This window comes from Pseudomonas sp. RP-B7, assembly GCF_059803535.1.
Map to the genome: position 1 here is coordinate 160,018 of NZ_JAPFHC010000001.1, position 21,173 is coordinate 181,190.

Annotated in this window: 11 protein-coding genes; 7 read left to right on the forward strand and 4 right to left on the reverse strand. The window is 63.5% G+C overall.

Translation table 11 applies throughout. From position 1 onward, the window contains the following. Positions 1–7: 7 nt before the first annotated feature. The 5 genes from OPU96_RS00760 (at position 8) to OPU96_RS00780 (ending at position 4,706) form a co-directional block, all read left to right on the forward strand. Entirely contained in the window at positions 8–727 is a 720-nt protein-coding gene (locus OPU96_RS00760) for a TIGR03759 family integrating conjugative element protein (RefSeq protein ID WP_267863908.1), read from the forward strand. After that, positions 709–1,257, forward strand: a complete 549-nt coding sequence (locus OPU96_RS00765; RefSeq protein ID WP_267863907.1) for a lysozyme family protein — start codon at positions 709–711, stop codon at positions 1,255–1,257. Before OPU96_RS00760 ends, OPU96_RS00765 begins: the two co-directional genes overlap by 19 nt. Continuing rightward, on the forward strand, positions 1,254–1,769 hold the full coding sequence (locus OPU96_RS00770; RefSeq protein WP_498558488.1) for an integrating conjugative element protein: 516 nt from the start codon (positions 1,254–1,256) through the stop codon (positions 1,767–1,769). Before OPU96_RS00765 ends, OPU96_RS00770 begins: the two co-directional genes overlap by 4 nt. 9 nt (positions 1,770–1,778) lie before the next feature. Then, positions 1,779–3,884, forward strand: a complete 2,106-nt coding sequence (gene traD / locus OPU96_RS00775) for a type IV conjugative transfer system coupling protein TraD (protein ID WP_267863905.1) — start codon at positions 1,779–1,781, stop codon at positions 3,882–3,884. A 90-nt stretch (positions 3,885–3,974) separates the two neighbouring features. Next, complete coding sequence (locus OPU96_RS00780) at positions 3,975–4,706, forward strand: TIGR03747 family integrating conjugative element membrane protein (RefSeq protein WP_267863904.1); 732 nt, start codon at positions 3,975–3,977, stop codon at positions 4,704–4,706. Positions 4,707–4,950: 244 nt separating this feature from the next. Here the strand turns inward: OPU96_RS00780 and OPU96_RS00785 are convergent, their stop codons facing one another. Further along, positions 4,951–5,937 carry a helix-turn-helix domain-containing protein gene (locus tag OPU96_RS00785; RefSeq protein WP_267863903.1) on the reverse strand — a complete coding sequence of 329 codons (987 nt, stop codon included), beginning with the start codon at positions 5,935–5,937 and terminating at the stop codon, positions 4,951–4,953. A 232-nt stretch (positions 5,938–6,169) separates the two neighbouring features. Here OPU96_RS00785 and OPU96_RS00790 point away from each other — a divergent pair, with 232 nt between their 5' ends. Further along, entirely contained in the window at positions 6,170–8,224 is a 2,055-nt protein-coding gene (locus tag OPU96_RS00790) for a TonB-dependent receptor (RefSeq protein WP_267863902.1), read from the forward strand. An 84-nt stretch (positions 8,225–8,308) separates the two neighbouring features. Here the strand turns inward: OPU96_RS00790 and OPU96_RS00795 are convergent, their stop codons facing one another. From OPU96_RS00795 to OPU96_RS00805, 3 genes are read right to left on the reverse strand one after another with little or no spacing between them, the layout of a single operon-like run. After that, positions 8,309–10,456 (reverse strand): TonB-dependent receptor, encoded by a 2,148-nt coding sequence (locus OPU96_RS00795; protein WP_498558489.1) that lies wholly within the window; start codon positions 10,454–10,456, stop codon positions 8,309–8,311. Between the two features lie 33 nt (positions 10,457–10,489). Next, positions 10,490–13,540: a hypothetical protein gene (locus OPU96_RS00800; RefSeq protein ID WP_498558490.1), complete on the reverse strand. Its 3,051-nt coding sequence runs from the start codon at positions 13,538–13,540 to the stop codon at positions 10,490–10,492. Continuing rightward, complete coding sequence (locus OPU96_RS00805) at positions 13,537–14,421, reverse strand: ABC transporter ATP-binding protein (protein WP_498558491.1); 885 nt, start codon at positions 14,419–14,421, stop codon at positions 13,537–13,539. Before OPU96_RS00805 ends, OPU96_RS00800 begins: the two co-directional genes overlap by 4 nt. A 294-nt stretch (positions 14,422–14,715) precedes the next feature. Between OPU96_RS00805 and OPU96_RS00810 the strand changes: the two genes are divergently transcribed. Further along, positions 14,716–21,135 (forward strand): amino acid adenylation domain-containing protein, encoded by a 6,420-nt coding sequence (locus OPU96_RS00810; protein WP_498558492.1) that lies wholly within the window; start codon positions 14,716–14,718, stop codon positions 21,133–21,135. The last annotated feature ends 38 nt before the right edge of the window (positions 21,136–21,173 follow it).

A 21,173-nucleotide genomic window follows, 5' to 3' on the forward strand; every position in this document is an offset into this window, starting at 1 on the left:
AGCGATCATGAACAGAGCTCCGCTGAGCCCCATCGTCTGTTTCGTTTCATTGCTGAGCACGGGCGCTGCGCTGGGCAACCCTGTCACGACACCGTCACGGATCCAGGACACGCAGTCTGCTCCGCTGGAGCGTTCGCACTCTGAACAGGCGGCAAGCTGGGGTCTGACGGGGCAGGAGTGGACACGCTTCGAACAGATCCAATCCGGCCCGCGTGGTTACTGGAGCCCGAATCTCGATCCGCTGACTGCACTCGGCGTCGAAGCAGAGAACGACCAAGAGCGTCAGCGCTATGCCGAATTGCAGGTAGCGCTGGAAGCCAAACGTGCCGAGCGCGAGCTGGCTTACCAAAACGCCTACACCGCAGCTTGGGCCAAGCTGTTTCCTGGACTGTTGCCGATTCAGGGTATGGCATCCCCGCCCCCTGCCAGCTCATCGGTAGAGCCGCGCCAAGCGCTGTTTGTCGAGGACCATTGCCCAGCATGCACCGCCGAAGCACAGCGTCTGCAAAGCAGTAATACGGCGTTAGATATCTACCTGGTGGGTAGCCAAGGTGAGGATGAACATGTCCGTGGCTGGGCCCGGCAAGCAGGCATTGATCCGAGCAAGGTTCAACGCCGGCAAATCACCCTGAACCATGATCGTGGTCGCTGGTTCAGCCTGGGTGCCCCGAGACCGTTACCCGTCACATTTCAGCAGGTGAATGGACAATGGCAGCGTCTCGACTGATTGCTATTGCGCCCCTGCTGACAGTGCTCGCCGTCCACGCTGATGAGCTTCCGCCTCCGGCTTATCAACTGGCGGCGCATGACGCCAACATCCCTCCTACGGTGTTGTTCGCGATTGCCCTGCAAGAGAGTGGCGCCCGTCTCCGTGGTCGACTGTTGCCCTGGCCTTGGACACTGAATATTGCTGGTAGCCCTTACCGTTTCGCCACTCGTCAGACCGCCTGCCACGCCTTGCTTCAGGCGCTTGCTCAATATGACGCCAAGCGGGTCGATGCCGGGCTTGGGCAAATCAACCTGGGTTATCACGGACAACGTTTTTCCAGTCCCTGCGAAGCCCTTGAACCCTATCGCAATCTGGCCGTGACTGCCGCGCTGCTGCAAGAGCATCACGCCGTCACCGGTGATTGGGTGTCAGCTGCTGGCCGATATCACCGCCCGGCAGGAGGAACGCCGGCCGCGCGTTACCGCGCCGGCTTTTCCCGACAACTCGAACGACTGCAGGTTTCCTTTAAACAGGGCACACCACCATGAAGCGAATTCCCAGTGCGTATTACTTCGCCGTGCTCTTGGCTGCGCTCGCCCAGCCGGGACTGTCGTTTGCAGAAGTTCAGCCTGGCGGTTTCACCCGCCCCCAGTTTGAAGCTTCCAGGCCGCCAATAAACAACAAGACCCAGCCTGCTCGGGCCATACATGCAGACCTATCTGCATTTGCCGATGAAACCTGGATACTGCCCGTGCGCGGCTCTCACTTGAGCCCTGGCCAAATCACAACTCGTACCCTGGACATGCCGGGCTTGCAGCCATTTTTCCTTGTCGGGGAGGATCCCCAATCGTTGGCTTGGCTGCATCAGCGCGCGACTGAACTGCATGAAATGGGAGCGGCCGGCCTCGCCGTCGAAGTGACCGATACTGAAGCCCTGGCCCGAATTCGAGCAGCCGCGCCGGGCATCACCATCCTGCCGGTCAACGGCAACGAAATCGCCTCTCGCCTGAAAATTGAGCACTACCCTGTCTTAATCACAGCCACCTCACTGGAACAGTGAGTCTGGGTCATGGCCGAGCATGCGATGGAGTCCAAACTCCGGCCCGCAGTCGAGCTGTATACCGTGGCGATCTGTGTCGCCGCGGCAGTGTTATGCGTGTATTCGCCCTGGGCCGTGGCCCTATCACCCGAGATCGGTCTGATTGCGGCTCTGGCCTATGCCCTGTTCGGTTTGATCCGCCTCCGACAAGCCTGGGAGGTGTTGCGCTATCGGCGCAATATCCGCCGGCTGCCTCGCTACGAGCTGACCAGCCGGCAGATTCCGGTGAGCCGCAAACGTCTGTTCATGGGCCGAGGCTTTCGCTGGACCCGCCTGCACACCCAGCGCTTAGTCGAGGCCCAGGATCCGGCCGTCGCTCACTACGTCGACCAACCGACCCGTTACCGCCTGGCACGTGGACTCGAACGTCGCCTGGAACATGCACCGTTTCCGCTCTCGACACTGGCCCGTTTCACGGCCTGGGACAGCGCCTTTAATCCGTTGCGCCCTTTACCCCCAGTCGGTGGCTCACCGCTGTTACATGGGGTCGAGCCCGACGAAACGGAAGTCAGTCTGCCGCTGGGTGAACGAGTCGGGCATACCCTCGTGCTGGGCACGACCCGTGTTGGCAAGACGCGACTCGCCGAGGTGTACATCACCCAGGACATTCACCGCGTCGAACATGAGGTGGTCATTGTCTTCGATCCAAAGGGGGATGCGGACTTGCTCAAGCGCATGTATGTCGAAGCCAAACGCGCCGGTCGGGAAAAAGAGTTCTATGTCTTCCATCTGGGTTGGCCAGAGATCTCTGCCCGTTACAACGCGGTGGGACGTTTTGGACGCATCTCAGAAGTGGCGTCGCGCATCGCTGGGCAGCTCAGTGGCGAAGGTAACTCGGCGGCGTTTCGCGAGTTCGCCTGGCGCTTCGTCAATATCATCGCCCGGGCTCTGATCGAGTTGGGTCGACGTCCAGACTACCTGCAAATCCAACGGCATGTGGTCAACATCGACGCGCTGTTCATCGAGTACGCCCAGCAGTTTTTCGCCAAGACCGACCCTAAGGCGTGGGAGGTGATCGTCCAGCTCGAAGGCAAGCTCACCGAGAAAAACATTCCCCGGCATATGATGGGACGCGAAAAGCGGGTGGTGGCCATCGAGCAGTATCTGGCGGTGAAGCGGGTATTTGATCCGGTCATGGACGGACTGCGTTCGGCGGTACGCTACGACCGTACTTACTTCGACAAAATCGTTGCCTCGCTACTACCGCTGCTGGAAAAACTCACCACCGGCAAGACCGCCCAGCTACTGGCTCCCAACTACACCGACCTGGATGATCCGCGGCCAATTTTCGACTGGATGCAGGTCATCCGAAAACGCGGCATCGTTTACGTCGGCCTGGATGCACTGACCGATGCCGAGGTGGCCGCCGCGGTGGGCAACTCCATGTTCGCCGACTTGGTCTCGGTCGCGGGCCACATCTACAAACATGGCATTGACCACGGCCTGCCCGCATCACGCAGCGGCAGTGACAAGCTGCCGATCAACCTGCACGCTGATGAGTTCAATGAGTTGATGGGCGAGGAGTTCATCCCGCTGATCAACAAGGGAGGTGGCGCCGGCATCCAGGTAACCGCCTACACCCAAACCCTTAGCGATATCGAAGCGCGCATCGGTAACCGGGCGAAAGCTGGCCAAGTGATCGGCAACTTCAACACCCTGCAGATGCTCCGCGTGCGCGAGACCGCCACCGCTGAATTACTCACCCAGCAGTTGCCCAAGGTCAACGTACTGAGCAAGACCCTGGTCTCGGGCGCCACCGACACCTCCGATCCTGAGGCCAACACCGATTTCACCTCGTCCTCACAGGACCGTGTCAGCAGCACCAATGTGCCGCTGATCGAGCCCGCTCATATCGTCAGTTTGCCCAAGGGGCAGATGTTCTCCTTCCAGACCGGTGGTCAGCTTTGGAAAGTCCGCATGCCTTTACCTAAGCCCTCCAACGACGACGCCATGCCCAAGAACCTGCAGGAGCTTACCCTGCGGATGCGGGCCACCTATAACGAACAGGCAGGGCAATGGTGGAGCGCAAGCGGTGGCGGTCCAACCACAAACTTCGATCTGGATCAGGTGGGATAGACCTGCCTCGCCACAGGTTTCGATTCACCAAACACGTATTCGGCAGGCGCCGTGGCGGCATCAACTCAACGGTGCGCAATGGAGTATACGATGGCGACTTCCGTCCAGAACACGCCGCCACAACCGATCCAACGCCCGGGAATAATCGTCTCGGCGATTGGCTTGGTTTTACGCATCATCGGTTTGCTGGTCGCCTCGTTGTTGTTTTCGATCCTGATCGAATTCGCTGGCCTGCTGCTGTTCTGGGGTGATCAGGGTTGGCGGCACAGCCAAGCTATGTTGACGAACGAACTGGACTGGCTGAGTGAGCACTTCAAATCTTCTCTCATCCTCCAACAGCCCGGACAAACGATTGTCCAGTGGCTGGATTTTCTCAATCAGTGGTTGTTGGTCAAGACAGGCTTCGCAGATTTTGCCCAGCAGGCGCGGGTATCGAGCCAGGGCAACAGCTTTTGGAGTTGGACCAATCAGCTATACATGAGCATTGAGGATTTCGGGCTGGCGGCGGTCTATGTCACCTTTACCTTCGTGGTGCGCCTGACCATTCTGATCCTGGCCACGCCGCTGTTCTTGCTGGCGATGTTCACTGGTTTTGTCGATGGTTTGATGCGCCGTGACCTACGAAAATTTGGCGCGGGCCGAGAAAGCAGTTTTGTCTATCACCGCGCTAAGCGTGCGGTAGTGCCAGTGCTGCTGGCGCCATGGGTCATTTATTTATCCCTACCTTTTTCGCTTAGTCCCATGGTTCTGTTTTTGCCTAGCGCGACCATGCTGGGTTTAGCCATGACAATCACCGCAGCAACCTTCAAAAAACACCTCTGAGAAATCAAATTTATCCTCCAATGTCTATGGAAAGCAGTGCCGGCTACGCACATTCGCCAGTTACACACCTTCGTTGCAGACTCGTATTGAACAACGGCGAGCATGTGAAAGTCCCAACCTTCCCAACCATCAATGTTCAAGCTACTTTGGCAAAAGTGGTCTATTTCACTGGGGCATCCGTCAGAACCGCTGCACATCTGCCTGCGTCAAACGTATCTGGAACACTCAGGCTCTACTTCGTTTATTACGCACTGACACCAAATGATTTACTTCTGCCACCGTTCTTGAGAGTCGACGGGTTGATTCCGAACTGCTTACGAAACGCCGTGGCGAAATGGCTGGCGTTGGCATAGCCGAGGTCCGAGGCGATGCGCATCACAGATTCATCGCCGCTCATCAAGCGGCTGCGCGCCTGGATCATCCGGGCTTGTTGGAATACACCGTAGACGCTGTTGAAGAACAGTTGGCGGAACCCGCGTGTCAGCTTGGGCTGGCTCAACCCGGACTCACGCGCCAGCTCCGACAGGCTCGGCGCCTTGCCCAGGTCCTCGAGCAGACGATCACGGGCACGTACCAGTCTTTGGCGGTCTGTGTTACTGACGCGACACGTGCATTCGGCGTCCTGGCGCGCCTCAAGGAAAAGACTCACCAAGGTGACGCTTTGCCCATACAGCCACAGGCTGCTGCGCGGCTGGGCCGGCGGCAGGCTGGCGCCCTGGTCCATTGCGGTGCCGAGCATATGCGCGGTGGCGCTCATTTCGCCGCTGCGATGACCATCGAGAAAACAATGATCACAGGCCAGCGCCTTGTTCAGCAACGGGTCGAGTTTGAGTTCCCACTGCGCGAGCACTGCGGGGCGGATCATCACGGTGATGTTATCGATCTCGCCATGCTGGTGATAAACGCCATGGCGGCACCGCCCGAAGCTGATGCTGCCGGCACCCTCGTCAATCGCATAGCGCCGTTGCCGACGCCCTTCCTTGAAGCTGCACGCGGCCTTGCCCTTGAGCAGGTTGGTGAAACTGAAATGGATGCACCCGCTGTCGTCCTGCAAGGGCAACTCGATCGGCTGCTCGAACGTGCTTTGCCAGCGCACGATGTCCAGCCCGTCCTGCAGTGCCACGCGGGTGACGCGACAGTGCGCCCCTGGTCCGAGGTCGCTTCCATACCCTCCCGTAATGATTCGCGAGACCGGCATCGGCTCCCCTGCGCCTCCTTGAACGGCTGACATCGTAAATCTCCTGCCTGACCGGATACGGCTCGAATCAGATCACATCGGGGTGGAATTGTGCAATTGATAATTATTAGCATCTGGCGCGCTGCAAAGGCTCCGCCAAATCGCCGCTGCCACCCAGCAACGCGCGCCGATCAAAATCCTCAGTCAAGGTCCCATCATGTCTGCACGATGCAACACGACGGCTACCAGCCAATTTTGCTACAAACGTAATACTCTAACAATAGCCATGAGTTTGACACTGGCCAATTCGGCGCTCGCCGCTACCACCAGTGAGCCCGTGCAACTGCCGGCCTCGACGGTAACTGCGCGCATGGAGCAGGAAGACCCGAAGGAAGTGCCCATCAGTCTCAGCGTGATCAGCGGCGAACAACTGCGCACCCAGCGCCTCGACACGCTGGAAAGCACACTGCGCAACACTTCCGGAGTGAGCGTCAACTCCTCCGGCGGGCCGAATGACTTCAACGTGCTGATCCGCGGCGTCGGTTCGCTGTACCAGATGTCGATGGATGACAGCTCGGTAGCATTCAATATCGACGGCGTGCCGGTGTCGTCGCGCAGCCTTGGTATCGGCACCCTCGATGTCGATCGCATCGAGGTGCTCAAGGGCCCGCAGGGCACGTTATCTGGCGCAATTGGCCAGGCGGGCGCGGTGAACATCACCACGCGCCAACCCACCCGCGAACTCGAAGGTTATGTGCGTGGCGAAGTCGGCCAGGAAGGCCAGTTCCTCACTGAAGGCGCCATCGGCGGGCCGATCAGCGACAGCCTCAGCGGGCGCCTGGCCGTGCGTCGTGCCGGCTACGACAGCTGGATCGACAGCGACCAGACCAACCACCCCATCACCAAGCCGCGTAACGAAACCTATCGCGGCAGCCTGCTCTGGGACCTCAACGATGACACCCATGTATTGCTCAGCGCCGAACGCCAGAAAACCGAGCGTGCCACTAACTCTCTGGTGCTGCGTCCCTACGGCAGCGACCCCAGCCTGGACCTGACCCCCGGCCTGTTCGACGACAACTACAAGACCACCGAGCGCTATACGCTCAAGGTCGATCACGACTTCGCCAAAAGCCGCCTGACCTCCACCACAGCCACATCCACCGCCGACTTTGAAGGCCTGATCGCCTACGACAGCAAGCTCATGGGCGCCCTGTACGGCACGCCGAGCGAGTTCTGGGTGGTGGACAAATCCTTCGAGCGCAGTTGGAGCCAGGACCTGCACCTGAGCTCGCTGCCTGACTCCGACGTGTTCTGGGTTGCGGGGCTCGCCGCCAGCCGCAACGAGCGCAGCTACGACACGCCACGCAACACCTACGGCACCTCCGGCGCCAAATACCGTGACTTCACCACCACCACCTACGCCGGCTACGGCGAAGTCACCTTCCCCCTCACCGAGCGCCTGAAACTCACCACCGGCTACCGCCACTCCTGGGACCGCAAGACCTACGACGGTCAGTACTTCTCTGGCAGCAGTGCGGTGCAAGACTCCCGCAAGCTGACTGACGACTATGGCACCGGCCGCGTCGCCCTGAGCTACGCCCTGACGCCGCAAACCAACGTCTACGTGCAACTCGCGCGGGGCTATAAATCCGGTGGTTTCAATGACTATGCCTCGCAGGTCACCGACAGCGAACCCTACAAAGCCGCCGTCAGCAAAGCCGCCGAGCTGGGCTTCAAGAGTGAAACCGAAGACCGTCGCGGCAGCCTCAACGGTGCGCTGTTCTTTACCCGTGTGCACGACGATCACCTGCTCGGCTACGACGCAGCAACCTTCGCCACCAATGCCTTCAACGCCGACACCCGCACCCGTGGTGCCGAATTGGAAGGCAGCTGGCGCTTCGATTACGGCCTGACCCTGGCCGCCAGCGCCACCTACCTCGATGCCAAGATCGCCAGCGGCGTGCAAGGCATCCAGGCCGGTGATGTCGCTGCCGGCAACCGCACCCCGGATGTTCCGCGCTGGAGCGGCAACTTCAACGCCAGCTGGAAACACCCACTGGGCACCTTCGCCAGCCTCGGTGAAACCACCCTCAGCACCAGCTTGAACTATCACTTGGTGGGCGAGCGCGCAGCCGACCCGCAAAACCACTTCAACCTGGACAACTACGAGAAACTCGACCTGCGCGCGGGCCTGGAAAGCAAATACGGCGAAATCTATGCCTTCGCCGACAACCTGCTGAACCAGACTTACGACACCTACGGTTTCTACAGTGACCCGGTGGCCTACGGTGCACCGGCACGCCGCCGCACCTTGGCCGTAGGCTACACCTATCAGTTCTGACCCGCCCCCGTCGCCGGCAAGCCGGCTCCTACACTAATGGCAACCTGCAGGAGCCAGCCCGCCGGCGGTGTCCACAACTGGGGTTCAGAACTGGTAGCTATACCCCACACCTGCCGAACGCCCGCGTCCTGGCATGCCGGTCAGTACCTGGTCGGTGGAGTACGAGCCGTACAGGTCGTAGCGCGCATCCAGCAGGTTGTCGCCCCACAGGTAGACCTCCGAACCGCCACTTTCCAGGCCTAGGTGCAGGTCCAGCTTGGCGTAGCCCTTGAGGTCGTAGTGGTTCTGCGGGTCGGCCGGGCGGTTTTTCTGTACGCGGTAATTGAGCAAGGTGTTCAGGCGTGGCGCCGGCAACCCGAGCAAGGCCCCCAGGTTCTTTTGCCAAGCGACGCTGAAGTTGCCGCTCCACAGCGGCACATCCGGCACGCGACTGCCCGCCGCCACGTCACCGCCGGACACACCCGGCGCATCCGACGTCACCACCGCATTGGTGTAGCTCACGGCACTGCCCAAGGTCAGTTCATCGGTTAGGTGCCAGGTGGTCGACAGCTCAGCGCCCTTGCTGCGGGTGTCGGCATTCACTGCGCTGACCGCCAGGGTGTTAAAGTCGTAGCCAAGCAGGTGGTCGTCCTGCACGCGCGTGATGAACAACGCCCCTTCCAGGCTCAGGTCGCCCCCGGCACTTTCATGTTTGAAGCCTAATTCGGCGGAATTCACCTTGGCGGCCTTGTAGGGCTCGCTGTCCTTGATCGACGTGGCGTAGTCGTTGAACCCCGCCGACTTATAACCCCGTGACAGCACCGCATACACATTAGTCTGCGGCGTCAGCGCGTAGCTCAGCGCCACGCGTCCGGTGCTGTAATTGTCCTGCAAACGCCGGCTGTCGCTGACCTGCGCGCCGCCACTGGAATAATCGGCACCATAGGTCTTGCGGTCCCAGGTGTGGCGCAGGCCGGTGGTGAGTTTCCAGTCTTCGGCAATCGGGTACGTCACCTCACCATAGGCCGCGTAGCTGTTGGTGCTGAAGTCGCGCAACTGTTGCGCGCCATTGGTGAAGTTGTTGGAATCGAAACTGCGTTCGGAGCGCGACAGGTTGAGCCCCGTCACCCAAAACACATCGGCATCCGCCAGTGATCCCAGACGCAGGTCCTGACTCCACACGCGCTCATGGGCCGAGTCTTCGATCAGGTATTCGAACGGGGAACCGTACAACGCCCGCGTGATGTTGCGATCGTAGCCTTTGACGGCATTGAAGTCGGTACTGGTGTAGGCGCTGATCGAGGTGATGCGCGAATGCGCCAAGTCGTGGTTGAGTTCGAAGGAGTAACGCTCGTTGGTCTTCTGGTTGCCATCGAAGGTACCAGGCGTGTAGTCCAGGCTCGGGCGATTGCCAAACGGACGCAACAGTTCCAGGCCCGCATAGTGCTCGGCGCGCTGGCGCTCGGAGGTCAAAAGGCCGGTGGTGCCCTGGTCGTTGTCCCACAGCAGGCTGCCGCGCAGGGCCAGGTCCCGGGGTTTGGTCAGCGGGTCGCCGTCCTGTTGGTCATCGACCCAGTTATCAAAGCCGCTGCGACGCACCGCGATACGCCCGGCCAGCGAGTCGGTCAACGGCCCGCCCACGGCGCCTTCCGTCATGAACTGGCCTTGGTTGCCCACTTCGCCACGCACATAACCCTCCAGCTCGCGCGTCGGTTTGCGGGTGGTGACGTTGATCGCGCCCGCCTCGCTGTTGCGCCCCAGCAATGTGCCCTGCGGGCCCTTGAGCACCTCCACCTGCTGCACGTCGAGCGTCGCCAGCGCCGCATTGCGCACTGACATCGGCACGCCGTCCACATTCAACACCACCGAACCGTCATCCATGCTCATCTGGTTCAGTGACCCGACACCGCGGATACGCACGTTGGCGTCATTGGCGCCGCCCCAGGAGTTCACATCCACCCCCGGCGTGGTGCGCAGCGCGTCTTCCAGTGTGCGCAGGCGCCGGGTCTCGAGGGTTTTCCCATCGATCACCGAGAGGCCAAAGGGGATGTCCTTGGCACTCTCCTGACTCAAGCGCGCGCTGACCGTCAGCGGTGCCAGTTCGATAGCCTCCGCGGAGGCCTCCGGCTGATAGTCAGCGGCATAGGCCGTGCACATCTGGCTGGACAAGCCCAGCGCCATGGCCTGGGTCAAGACGTTTGCCCGCCAGCCGAGGGGACGGCGCAGCGGTTGGATTAACAGTGCAGATGACATGACAAAGCTCCAAAAGGCAGGGATGGTTCAAATTCATTGCGCAGGGCCCCAGCGCTCAAGCGCAGCGGCAATCGCGTCAGGATCAGGCGCGCCCAACAAGGGCTGGATCGCAGCCGGCCATCCCTGGCCGTTTCGGATGGCGGCGGTCATTGCCGTCAGTTGTTCGGGGCTTTGTTCGGTGGTCCACGCCAGGCTCGCCAGCGCTGCATAGGTGGCGGCCCAGCCATGCTCGCGGGCATCAGCCAGGGTGCCGACGGGTTCGCCGTCATTGCCCAGCGCGCGGGTCAGGTCATCGGCCATGAGTTTCACCAGTGCCGCGCGCGCCTCTGGACCGTCTACATCCGCCACACACAGCAAGCCGATCGCGCCCGCCACGCCCTGGCTCAACCACAGGTAACCCGGCACCTGCCGCAGGTCGCTGGCGTCAATCAACACCCGGCGGGCAAGCAACTCGGCAATATGCGCACGGCGTGCCGAACGCCCGACGCCGGTCGCGGCCACGTCCCAATCCGGCGATTGGGCGAGCAACAGCTGGCCGTGGCTCAAGCGGCTGTCGCCCATGCCGGTCGGCCACTGGCTCACGCCCTCCACCATCGGGCGACTGCCCAGGCGTCGCGCCACACAGGCGCTCATCAGGTCCAGGTCTTCGCGCACTTCAACAGCCGTTTGCTGCCGGCTGGCATCCGCCTTTGCCTGCAAACTGTAGGCAAAATCCAAGGGCGCCGCGCTGTAACCGTTGAAGTCCTGCCCATCAATCTCAACGTGCCATCGCCAGTCGCCCGCCGGCGCGATGGCCTCCACGGCGACGGCGGAACCTGCCAAGGTGGGCACGTCGGCTGCCAAACCGACCTCGCTGCGTTGCACCGGCGCACGCAGTAGCCGCTCGCTGTCCAGCCCCAGGCGCGGCATAACGCGGCGCGCTTGCAGCCACACACCCTGCGGCCCCAACCAGAACGCTTCGCCTTCCGACGGCCAGCCGTTGGCGCTGACCGTCCAGTTCAACTCCACAGTGCAGGCGTTCGTCGCACAAGGTGCCAAGGGAACGCGCAGGTGTTCGGTGGCCTGTTCGAACGCGACCGGTTGCCCCATCACGCTGACTGCCGTCACCTGCAAGCCTGGCGGCAACTCGGCGTCCAATTGGCTGGCCACCACGGCGTCAAGCGTCCACTGGCCCTCAACCTGACGCGCAGCGGAATCCACGCGCAGTTGCACGCGCCCGCCCGCCACCTGCCAGGCCGTTGCGCCGGGCAGCCAGCGCTGTTCCCAGGCGGCGCGTTCAACACGCTCCTCGGCCACCGATTGGTAGTCGCCCTGCTCCACCAGGTGATGGTGCAAAGCCACGCCACTGCCCAGCAGACCCAAGGCGCCCAGGGCCAACACGGCGAGCGGCAAAGGCTGGCCCACGTCAGCGAAACGGCGGCGCTCGGGACCGCGAGGCAATACCAGTGCGGCCACGCCGACCATCACCGCGCAACCTGCGAGTTTCCAGCCTGCCAGGGTGCCGAGATACGGTAACCCGGGCGCCCAGCCGGCGAGCTGCGACAACGCCACATGAGCCGGTATCCCCATCGCATAGGCGGGGTAGCTGACCAGCCCCAATTCGTGGTTGAGCACCAGGAAAAACGTCAGCAGCATTGACGTGGCGTACGCGAGCCCCGAGCGGCGAATCAACGCGTGCACCAGCACCGTCAGCGCGGCCAGTTCCAGCAGCGGCGGCGCGAACACCAGCGCTTGGTAGACCAGTACAAAGCCCGGCGCCAGGCTGTCGGGCACAGCGATGGCGCTGATCAGCAGGCTGGCAATGCCTGGCACCAGCGCCAAGGTCAGGGTCGCCAACAACACACAGGCCGTACGGCCGAACAATCGCAGCCAGGTCGGTGGGGGGGTCGCCTGCAACATCGCCCCGAGGCCTTCGACGTCATCACGCCGACACACCAAGCCCACCAGCGCCGCGATAATAAAGGCAATCACCAGGAACAACGCGCTCGACAACAGCGGCAGGGTCAGATCCGCCCGTGGCACCATCGGCCCGCGCGCATGCCACACGCCGTGGACAAAACCACTGAGCACGCCCATCACCAGCAGCAAGCCGAGCGCCACCCACCAGATCCGCCGTGCAAACAACTGGCGTACCTGCCAGCGCGCTTCATGCCACAAGGCGTGCGTCCAACGACTGGCCGTCAAAGGACCCGGCAATTGCACGTCACGGCTGCGCAGCATCGGCGGTTCCGTCAGCACCGCACCGCTGCGCCTGCCCATCAGGCCCTGGCGCGTGGTGCGCGTCAACACCACGGCCAGCACCAGCAGCGGCAACACACACCACAACGCGCGGTTGAGCCAGAACCCCGGCGTCAGCGCCAACAGCGACTGCGACTTCTGCGCGGTGCTCCAGGTTTCGACCTGGGCCTGGGCAAAGGTAAATAGCGACGGGTCCAGGCTGGCCGCCAACAGCGGGTTGATATGCCCGCCCTTGAGTACGACCACTGCAAACATCCACAGCAGCATCAATACCGTCGCCAGGGCAAAGGGCGCAGCCAGGCCACGGCTGCGCAACGCCAGCAGGTAATTCAACGCACCGATTCCAGTGCTCACCGGCAACAGCAAGGCGACCCAGGCAAAGGCCAACGCCGACCAGACCGGCGCACCGATACTGGCCGCTGGTACCCAGCCGAGCCAGCCCAATACCGGGCTGACCAGGAAGCCGATAATCAACGCACTGGCGAGCAACCCACCCACCAGCGCCGCGCCGATAAAACGCCCCCACAGCAGCGCCGGCAGCGACAGCGGCAAGGCCAGCAGCACCTCTTCCAACTGCGCCTTGCGGTCGCGCAGGGCCGGCTGCGCAAACACCCAGGCCCAGGCAAAAAACAGGAAGAACATGCAACCGCACGACATCAGGTAAATCAGGCTGGGTGCATTGCGGGCGATGTCGCTGGCGCCCATTTTCTGCACGTAGTCGGCATTCGTCAGGGACATCAGCAGGTAGCCGGTGAGGCCGAGAAACACCAACAAGGGAATGCCACTGCGCAGCCCGGCACGGACTTCCACCCAGGCTTCACGCAACAGCAAGGCGAAGGTATTCATGCGTCCACCGCCTCGCCGGCCTGGGCCAGCGCCAGGTAATAGATATCCTCCAGACGCGGCGCGTGGGGGCTGAAACGCGGGTCTGCCGGACGCTCGCCGTGCACGATCACGCGACTGCCTTGTGGGCTGGCGGCCACATGCAATGCTTCGGGCAACGATTCACCACGGCTGAACGGCGCTTCCCACAAGCGACCCTGTTCGGCAGCGAGCAAGTCGGCCGGGCGACCTTCGACAATAATCTGCCCGCCGGCCAACACCGCCAGGCGGCTGCACAGGTTCTCGACGTCTTCGACGATATGGGTCGAGAGCAGCACGATGGATTCGGCGGCGACATCCGCCAGCACTCGATGAAAACGGTTGCGTTCGGCCGGGTCGAGGCCCGCCGTGGGCTCATCGACGATCACTAAGCGCGGCGAGCCCACCAGTGCCATGGCGATACCGAACCGGCGCAACATGCCGCCCGAATAGGTCGCCAGCGCACGGTGGGCCGCCTGCTGCAAGTTGACCTTATCCAGCAGGACCTCGATTTCCTCGCGGCGCTGGCGGTTGTCGGTACGGCCCTTGAGCCAAGCGAACCGGTCGAGCAAATCCCGCGCACTCACGCCGGGGTACGCGCCCAGTTGCTGCGGCAGGTAACCCAGGCGGCGACGCAGATGATCGGGGCCGCGCAGAACGTCCACGCCGTCCAGGTGAATGCTGCCGGCGTCCGGCAGCTGCAGGGTCGCCAGGGTGCGCATTAGGCTGCTCTTGCCGGCGCCGTTGGGACCGAGCAAGCCATACATACCGGGGCCAACACTCAGGTCCACGCCGCGCAGCGCTTCGACGCCATTCTTGTAGCGCTTGCGCAGGCCGCGCACTTGTAAACCCGAATCGACAGACATCCGCAACTCCATGAATAGGCCCTGCAAGAGGGCGGCGAGCGACGGTAGTCAAGGCCGTGGGCCGGGCTCTACCCGATTCAAGTCATTTTCCAACCGCATCGCGCGGCGTATCGACGTCATGTCCCGCAACTGCGCCCGTGCAATCGGCACTGGGCAAACGGATACGGGGCAAAAACGATTCGATCCGGGTAGTCGCCAAAATGAGAATGACTAGCATCTCCCCCATGCATTTGCCTGCCCCCAGCGCCTGGGCCAACCCCGGCCCGGGCCCTAGCGATGAGAAGACGTTGAGCCATGGCCACTCCCAGCACCTCAACCGCAACACTGCTGCGCCAATCCCTGTCCGACGCCCTTGGACTGCCCGCCGACCAGGTGCCCCTGGAGGCCAACCTGATCGAATGGGGCCTGGACTCCGTCACCCTGATCCGTCTTGCCGGCCAATGGCGGCGCCAGGGCCTGGCCGCGCGTTTCGCCGACTTGGTGGCGGACCCACGCCTATGTACCTGGCTAACCCTGCTTGACACCGCCCCCACGGCCCCCGCGCCGGTCAGCACCGCTACCGATGACGGGCTGCCGTTCGAACTGGCGCCGATGCAGCACGCTTACTGGATCGGTCGCGCCCCTGGCCAAGCGCTGGGTGGCGTGGCAGCACACTTCTATAACGAGTTCGATGGCCACGACGTTGACCCGATACGGTTGGAAGCCGCCGTGCGTGCCCTGCTCGCGCGGCACCCGATGTTACGGGCGCAGTTTCTCGATGACGGCCGCCAGCAGGTCCTCGCGCACAGCCCGTGGCCGGGGCTCACGGTGCATGACCTGCGCCAGGCCGGCGCCGAACAGGTGCAACAACTGCTGGCAGCCTTGCGCGCCGAGCTGTCCCATCGCAAGTTGGCCGTGGAACAAGGCCAGGTGCTGGATATCCAGCTGTCGTTGTTGCCCGACGGCACCCGCCTGCACCTGAACCTCGACATGCTCGCCGCCGATGCCTTGAGCCTGCGCACCCTGCTCGGCGACCTGGTGCTGTTGTACCGCCAACATCCCCTGCCCGCGCTGGACTACACCTTTGCCCGCTACCTGGCTGACCTGGGCCAGGAACAGGCCAGCATCGAGCAGCGGGATCGTCACCAACAGGCGCGCGACTACTGGTTGCAGCGCCTCGATCAATTGCCCGGTGCGCCGAGCCTGCCGATCAAGGCCCAGGGCGATGACCGCCAGGTCTGCCGCCGCCACCATTGGCTGCCGCCGTCAGAACGCCAGGCATTCGAACGCCAGGCGCGGGAGCACGGGCTCACGCCGGCCATGGCGTTGGCGGCGGTGTTCAGTGAAGCCCTTGGCGCGTGGTGCGATACACCCGAGTTGCTGCTCAACCTACCGCTATTCAACCGCACGCCGCTGCATGCCGACGTCGATCGCCTGGTCGGGGATTTCACTTCGTCGATCCTGCTAGCTTGGGACGGCCGGGTCGCCGGCACGTTTGCCGCACGCGCCACCACCCTGCAACGCCGCTTCCACAGCGATGTCGCACACAGCGCGTTTTCCGGCCTGGAGGTGTTGCGTGAACTGTCCCGCCAACGCGGTGAACAAGTCCTGGCTCCCGTTGTATACACCAGCGCACTGGGCCTGGGTGAGCTGTTCGCCGAGGGCGTGCAGGCCAGTTTCGGCCAGCCGGCGTGGATCATTTCCCAGGGCCCGCAGGTGTGGCTCGATGCGCAAGTCACCGAGCTGGACGGCGGCATCCTGATCAACCTCGATGCGCGTGAAGGGCTGTTCGCCGACGGTGTGCTGGATGGCGTGTTCAAGGCCTATACCGACCTGCTGCAACGCCTGTGTTTTGACCCGGACGCCTGGCATCAGGCACCGCCTGCGCTGATCCCCGCCGAGCAACTGGCCCTGCGCCAAACCGTGCAAGGCCAGCCTGCTGCCCTGCCCGCCAAGCGCCTGCACGAGGCATTTTTTGCCCAGGCACGCCTGACGCCCACCTTGCCCGCGCTGCTGCAGGGCAACCCTCCCGTCATCGGCTATGGCGAGCTGGCCGAGCGGGCCCTGCAAGTTGCAGCGTACCTCGAAGACCAAGGCATCCAGCGCGGCGATGTCGTGGCGCTGCAACTGCCCAAGGGCCCCGAGCAAGTCATCGCGGTACTGGGCATCCTCGCCTGCAGCGCCACGTACCTGCCGATCGGCATCGACCAGCCCGACGCGCGTTGCCAGAAAATCCGCGAAAGCTCAGGTGCGCGGTTGCTGCTCAAGGCCCTGCCACCTGCGGGCCCCGCGCTGGACGCGCCCCGGCCCGGTGCGGTCAGCGACCTGGCCTACATCCTCTATACCTCCGGTTCCACTGGCGAACCCAAGGGCGTAGAAATCAGCCACCTGGCCGCCGCCAACACCGTGGAAGACCTGCAACGGCGCCTCCAGCTGACCGCCGATGACCGCATCCTCGCGCTCTCTGCGCTGGAGTTCGACCTGTCGGTGTTCGACCTGTTTGCTGCGCTGTCCACCGGCGCGGCGGTGATTGGCATCGAGCCCGAAGCGCAGCGCGATGCCCCGCGCTGGCGTGAACTGGCCTTGCTGCACCGCGCCAGTGTGCTCAACTGCGTGCCGGCGTTGCTGGACATGTTGCTCGGTTGTGCCCCGGCCGACGCGCGCCTGCCGATGCGTGCGGTGTTGCTCGGAGGTGACAAAGTAGCCCCGGACCTGGCGCCACGGTTGTGGGCCCAGGCGCCGGGCTGTCGCTTCATGGCCTTGGGCGGCGCCACCGAAGCGGCGATCCACTCGACGCTGTTCGAAGCCCTACCCGGCCAGCCATTGGCTTGGCACTGCCTGCCTTACGGCAAACCGCTGGACAACGTCAGCCTGCGCATCGTCGACCACCAGTGCCATGACTGCCCGGACTGGGTGGCCGGGGAGCTGTGGATCGGCGGCGCCGGGGTGGCCCAGGGTTATCGCGGTGACCGCGTGCGCAGCGCCGAACGTTTTGTCGACTATCAAGGCCTGCGCTGGTACCGCACAGGCGACCGGGCGCGCTACCACCCCGACGGCACTGTGGAGTTCCTCGGGCGTAGCGACTTTCAGCTCAAGCTGCACGGCTACCGCATCGAAGCCGGCGACGTCGAACAGGCACTGCTGGCCTGCCCTGGCGTGGAGCACGCTGTCGTGTTGCTGACCGGCCAGCAATTGGCGGCGGTGGTCCGTCTGGCGCACGGCGCCGTGCAGCCCGTGCAGATCGACCTGCCGGGCCTAGACGAGCGCCTGCCGGCGTATATGATCCCCTCGCTGATCCTTGGCTGCGCGCAGTTGCCCTTGACCGGCAACGGCAAGGTCGACCGCAAGGCCTTGCACGCGTGGCTCACCCAGCATAGCCCGGTGCAGCAGGCCAACCTGACGGCGCCCTGCGGCGTCATCGAACAGCAGGTGGCCCGCGCCTGGCAGCAGTTGCTTGGCTGTGGTGAGGTGTGCCGCGAACACAGCTTCTTTGCACTGGGCGGCGACTCTCTGAGCGCCACCCGCCTGATGCGCCTGCTCGCCGAACAAGGGCTGGGCGGTGCACGCATCGCCCAGGTGTTTGCCAAGCCGGTGCTGGCGCAGTTTTGTCTCGACCTGCATCAACAGGCACAGGCCGAACCCGCACACACCGTTGTTGCAGACCTGGCGCAACGCCACGTGCCCTTCCCTATGACTGAGGTGCAGCAGGCCTATTGGCTGGGCCGCGACCCCAGCCTGGTACTAGGGGGCGTGAGTTGCCACTTCTACCGTGAATACGACGTCGAGGACCTTGACCTGCCGCGCCTGCAACACGCCTTGCAGCGCTTGATCGAACGCCACGAAATGCTGCGCGCTGTGTTCGACCAGAATGGCCAGGCGCGCATCCTGCAACAAGTGCCGGCCTTCGTGATCGGCCAGGGCCACGCCAGCCTGGAAGAGCTGCGTGAACACTGTGCCCACCGCGTGTTCGCCCCTCACCAATGGCCGCTGTTCGATGTGCAAACGGTGACCCACGGCCGGCACACACGCCTGGCGATCAGCCTGGACAATTTGATCCTCGACGCCCTGAGCATCCTGCGTTTCTACGCCGAACTCGATGCGTTGTACCGCGAGCCCGACATGGCGCTGGCCCCGTTGGATCTGTCGTTTCGCGATTACCAATTGCAGTGCGCCCCGGCACCTGAAGAGCTGCACGCCGCGCAGCGCTTCTGGCAGGAACGCCTGCCCGAATTGCCGCCCCATCCGCAGTTGCCGCTGGCCGCCGATCCCGCCAGCCTGGGCCGACCGCGCTTTGAACGCCTGCAAGGGCAGATCGATGCCAGCGCCTGGCAAGCGATCCTGTCCAAGGCCCAGCAACAGGGGCTCACTGCCTCGGCGGTACTGCTCTGTGCTTTTGCCGAAACCCTCGGCCGCTGGAGTGCACGCCCGGACCTGAGCCTAAACCTCACACTGTTCGATCGCCGCCCCGTGCACCCGCAGATCGACCAGGTAATGGGCGACTTCACATCGCTGACCCTGCTCGGGTATGTGCCCGTGGCGGGTGAGCGTTGGGTTGACCGTGCACGGCGTACGCAACAATCCCTGGGCGAGGCGTTGGAGCATCGCTGCGTGGGTTCCGTCAGCCTGCTGCGCCAGCTGGCCCGGGGCAATGGCGAGCAACAGGTGAGCATGCCGGTGGTGTTCACCAGCGCCCTGGGCGTCCCGGATGGCACGGCGGCTCCGGTGGACGGCCCGTTTGCCCACCAAGTGTTCGGCCTGACACAAACCCCGCAAGTGTGGCTCGACCACCAGGTCGTCGAAGCCAACGGTGGTATTGCCCTTAACTGGGACCGTGTGGTCGGCCTGTTTCCCGAAGGTCTGGTTGAAGCGATGTTCGACGCTTACCTGCAGAGCCTCAACTGGTTGGCCGAGCACGCCTGGGACAGCGCGCAACCCGACCTGCTGCCCCAGGTCCAAGCGCAACGGCGTGCCCAACTCAACGCCCCGGTCGACTGCGTGCCGGGCGACCCGACGCTGCACCAGGGTTTCTTTGAGCAGGCGCGCCATGCTCCGCAGCGCCCGGCCTTGTTATGGGGTGAACATGGCACGCTGAAGTACGGCGAACTGGCCGACCGCGCGCTGCGTATCGCCCACAGTCTGATGGACGCAGGTGTCGCACCCGGCGACCTGGTGGCCGTGTCCCTGGCCAAAGGGCCGCAGCAGGTAGCCTGTGTGCTGGGCATTCTGGCGGCCGGCGCCGCCTATCTGCCAGCGAGTGTCGATCAGCCATTGCAGCGCTGCCAGCGCATCCTGCAACAGGCCGGCGTGACCCTGATGCTCGCCGAGCACGACCCGCAACTGCCCGGCGTCAAGCACCTCAAGCCCTCCACCGCGTTGAAGGCCGAACCGCTGGCGGCGCCACGGCCTCTCGCAGCGGGTGAACTGGCCTATGTAATCTACACCTCCGGCTCCACCGGCCAGCCCAAGGGCGTGGAAATCACCCACCGCGCGGCGATGAATACCGTGGCCGAGATCAACCGCTGTTATGGCGTCCAAGCCGCAGACCGGGGCCTGGCCCTATCAGCGCTGGACTTCGACTTGTCGGTGTATGACCTGTTCGGCCTGCTCTCGGTGGGCGCCGCAGTGGTTCTGATCGACGAAGACCAGCGCCGCGATGCCCGCGCCTGGCTCAAGGCATTGCAACAGCACCGCGTGACCCTGTGGAACAGCGTGCCGGCGCTGCTCGACATGCTGCTGGAAGCCAACGCTCAAGACCGCCAGCCCCTGGACCTGAGGGTCGCTCTGCTGTCCGGCGACTGGATAGGCCTTGATCTGCCGCAACGTCTGCAAGAGCAGGCCCACGGTTGCCGCTTTATCGCCCTCGGCGGCGCGACCGAAGCGGCGATCTGGTCGAATCACTTTGAAGTACGCCAGGCAATGCCGGGTTGGCGTTCGATCCCTTACGGCGTGCCGCTGGCCAACCAGGCCTACCGGGTAGTCGATGCCCTGGGCCGTGACTGCCCGGACTGGGTCACGGGGGAACTGTGGATCGGCGGCGCCGGCGTCGCGCGTGGTTATCGCCACGCGCCGCAGCTGAATGCCGAGCGCTTTGTCGATGGCTGGTACCGCACCGGTGACCTCGGCCGCTACCACCCCGATGGCCTGTTGGAGTTTCTCGGGCGTGCCGACAGCCAGGTGAAGGTCCATGGCCATCGCATCGAACTGGGCGAAATCGAAGCCGCCCTGGCGCGTCACCCCTGTGTGAACAGCGCCGTGGCGCTGGTTGCCGACCACCGACTGATGGCCGCCGTTACGGCCAGCACCTGCGCCGAGGTGCTCGCACAGCATCTGGAGCAGTGCCTGCCGGCCTACATGCGCCCGGAACAGATCCTGGTGCTGGAACGCCTGCCGTTGAGCAGCAATGGCAAGGTCGACCGCCGTGCGCTGCTCGCCCCTTTGAGCGCCACAGCCCAGCCACGGGACGCGATGGATGAGCAACCACTGAGCGCCGGCGAACAGGTGATCGCCGAGCTCTGGCAGCACTTGCTCAAGGTGCCGAGCGTCTCGCGCCACGACAACTTTTTCCGCCTGGGCGGCGACAGCCTGTTGGCCACGCGTTTTCTCGAAATGCTGCGCAGCCGTCTGGGCGTGGAATTGCCCATGGGCCAGTTGTTCGGCGCTGCCAGCCTGTTGGAAGTGGCGCAGACCCTCGAACGCCTGCCCACCCCGCACACCGTTGTAGAAGGCGTTATCTGATGCCCGCGCAACCACCCTATTTTCCAGGAGCTGTCCCC

What these genes read in the sequence shown, in the direction of transcription:
- OPU96_RS00810 (WP_498558492.1), top strand. Translation starts at nt 14,716, where the DNA reads ATGGCCACTCCCAGCACCTCAACCGCAACACTGCTGCGCCAATCCCTG.
- OPU96_RS00785 (WP_267863903.1), bottom strand. Translation starts at nt 5,937, where the DNA reads ATGTCAGCCGTTCAAGGAGGCGCAGGGGAGCCGATGCCGGTCTCGCGA.
- OPU96_RS00760 (WP_267863908.1), top strand. Translation starts at nt 8, where the DNA reads ATGAACAGAGCTCCGCTGAGCCCCATCGTCTGTTTCGTTTCATTGCTG.
- OPU96_RS00795 (WP_498558489.1), bottom strand. Translation starts at nt 10,456, where the DNA reads ATGTCATCTGCACTGTTAATCCAACCGCTGCGCCGTCCCCTCGGCTGG.
- OPU96_RS00805 (WP_498558491.1), bottom strand. Translation starts at nt 14,421, where the DNA reads ATGTCTGTCGATTCGGGTTTACAAGTGCGCGGCCTGCGCAAGCGCTAC.
- traD (WP_267863905.1), top strand. Translation starts at nt 1,779, where the DNA reads ATGGCCGAGCATGCGATGGAGTCCAAACTCCGGCCCGCAGTCGAGCTG.
- OPU96_RS00800 (WP_498558490.1), bottom strand. Translation starts at nt 13,540, where the DNA reads ATGAATACCTTCGCCTTGCTGTTGCGTGAAGCCTGGGTGGAAGTCCGT.
- OPU96_RS00770 (WP_498558488.1), top strand. Translation starts at nt 1,254, where the DNA reads ATGAAGCGAATTCCCAGTGCGTATTACTTCGCCGTGCTCTTGGCTGCG.
- OPU96_RS00780 (WP_267863904.1), top strand. Translation starts at nt 3,975, where the DNA reads ATGGCGACTTCCGTCCAGAACACGCCGCCACAACCGATCCAACGCCCG.
- OPU96_RS00765 (WP_267863907.1), top strand. Translation starts at nt 709, where the DNA reads ATGGCAGCGTCTCGACTGATTGCTATTGCGCCCCTGCTGACAGTGCTC.
- OPU96_RS00790 (WP_267863902.1), top strand. Translation starts at nt 6,170, where the DNA reads ATGAGTTTGACACTGGCCAATTCGGCGCTCGCCGCTACCACCAGTGAG.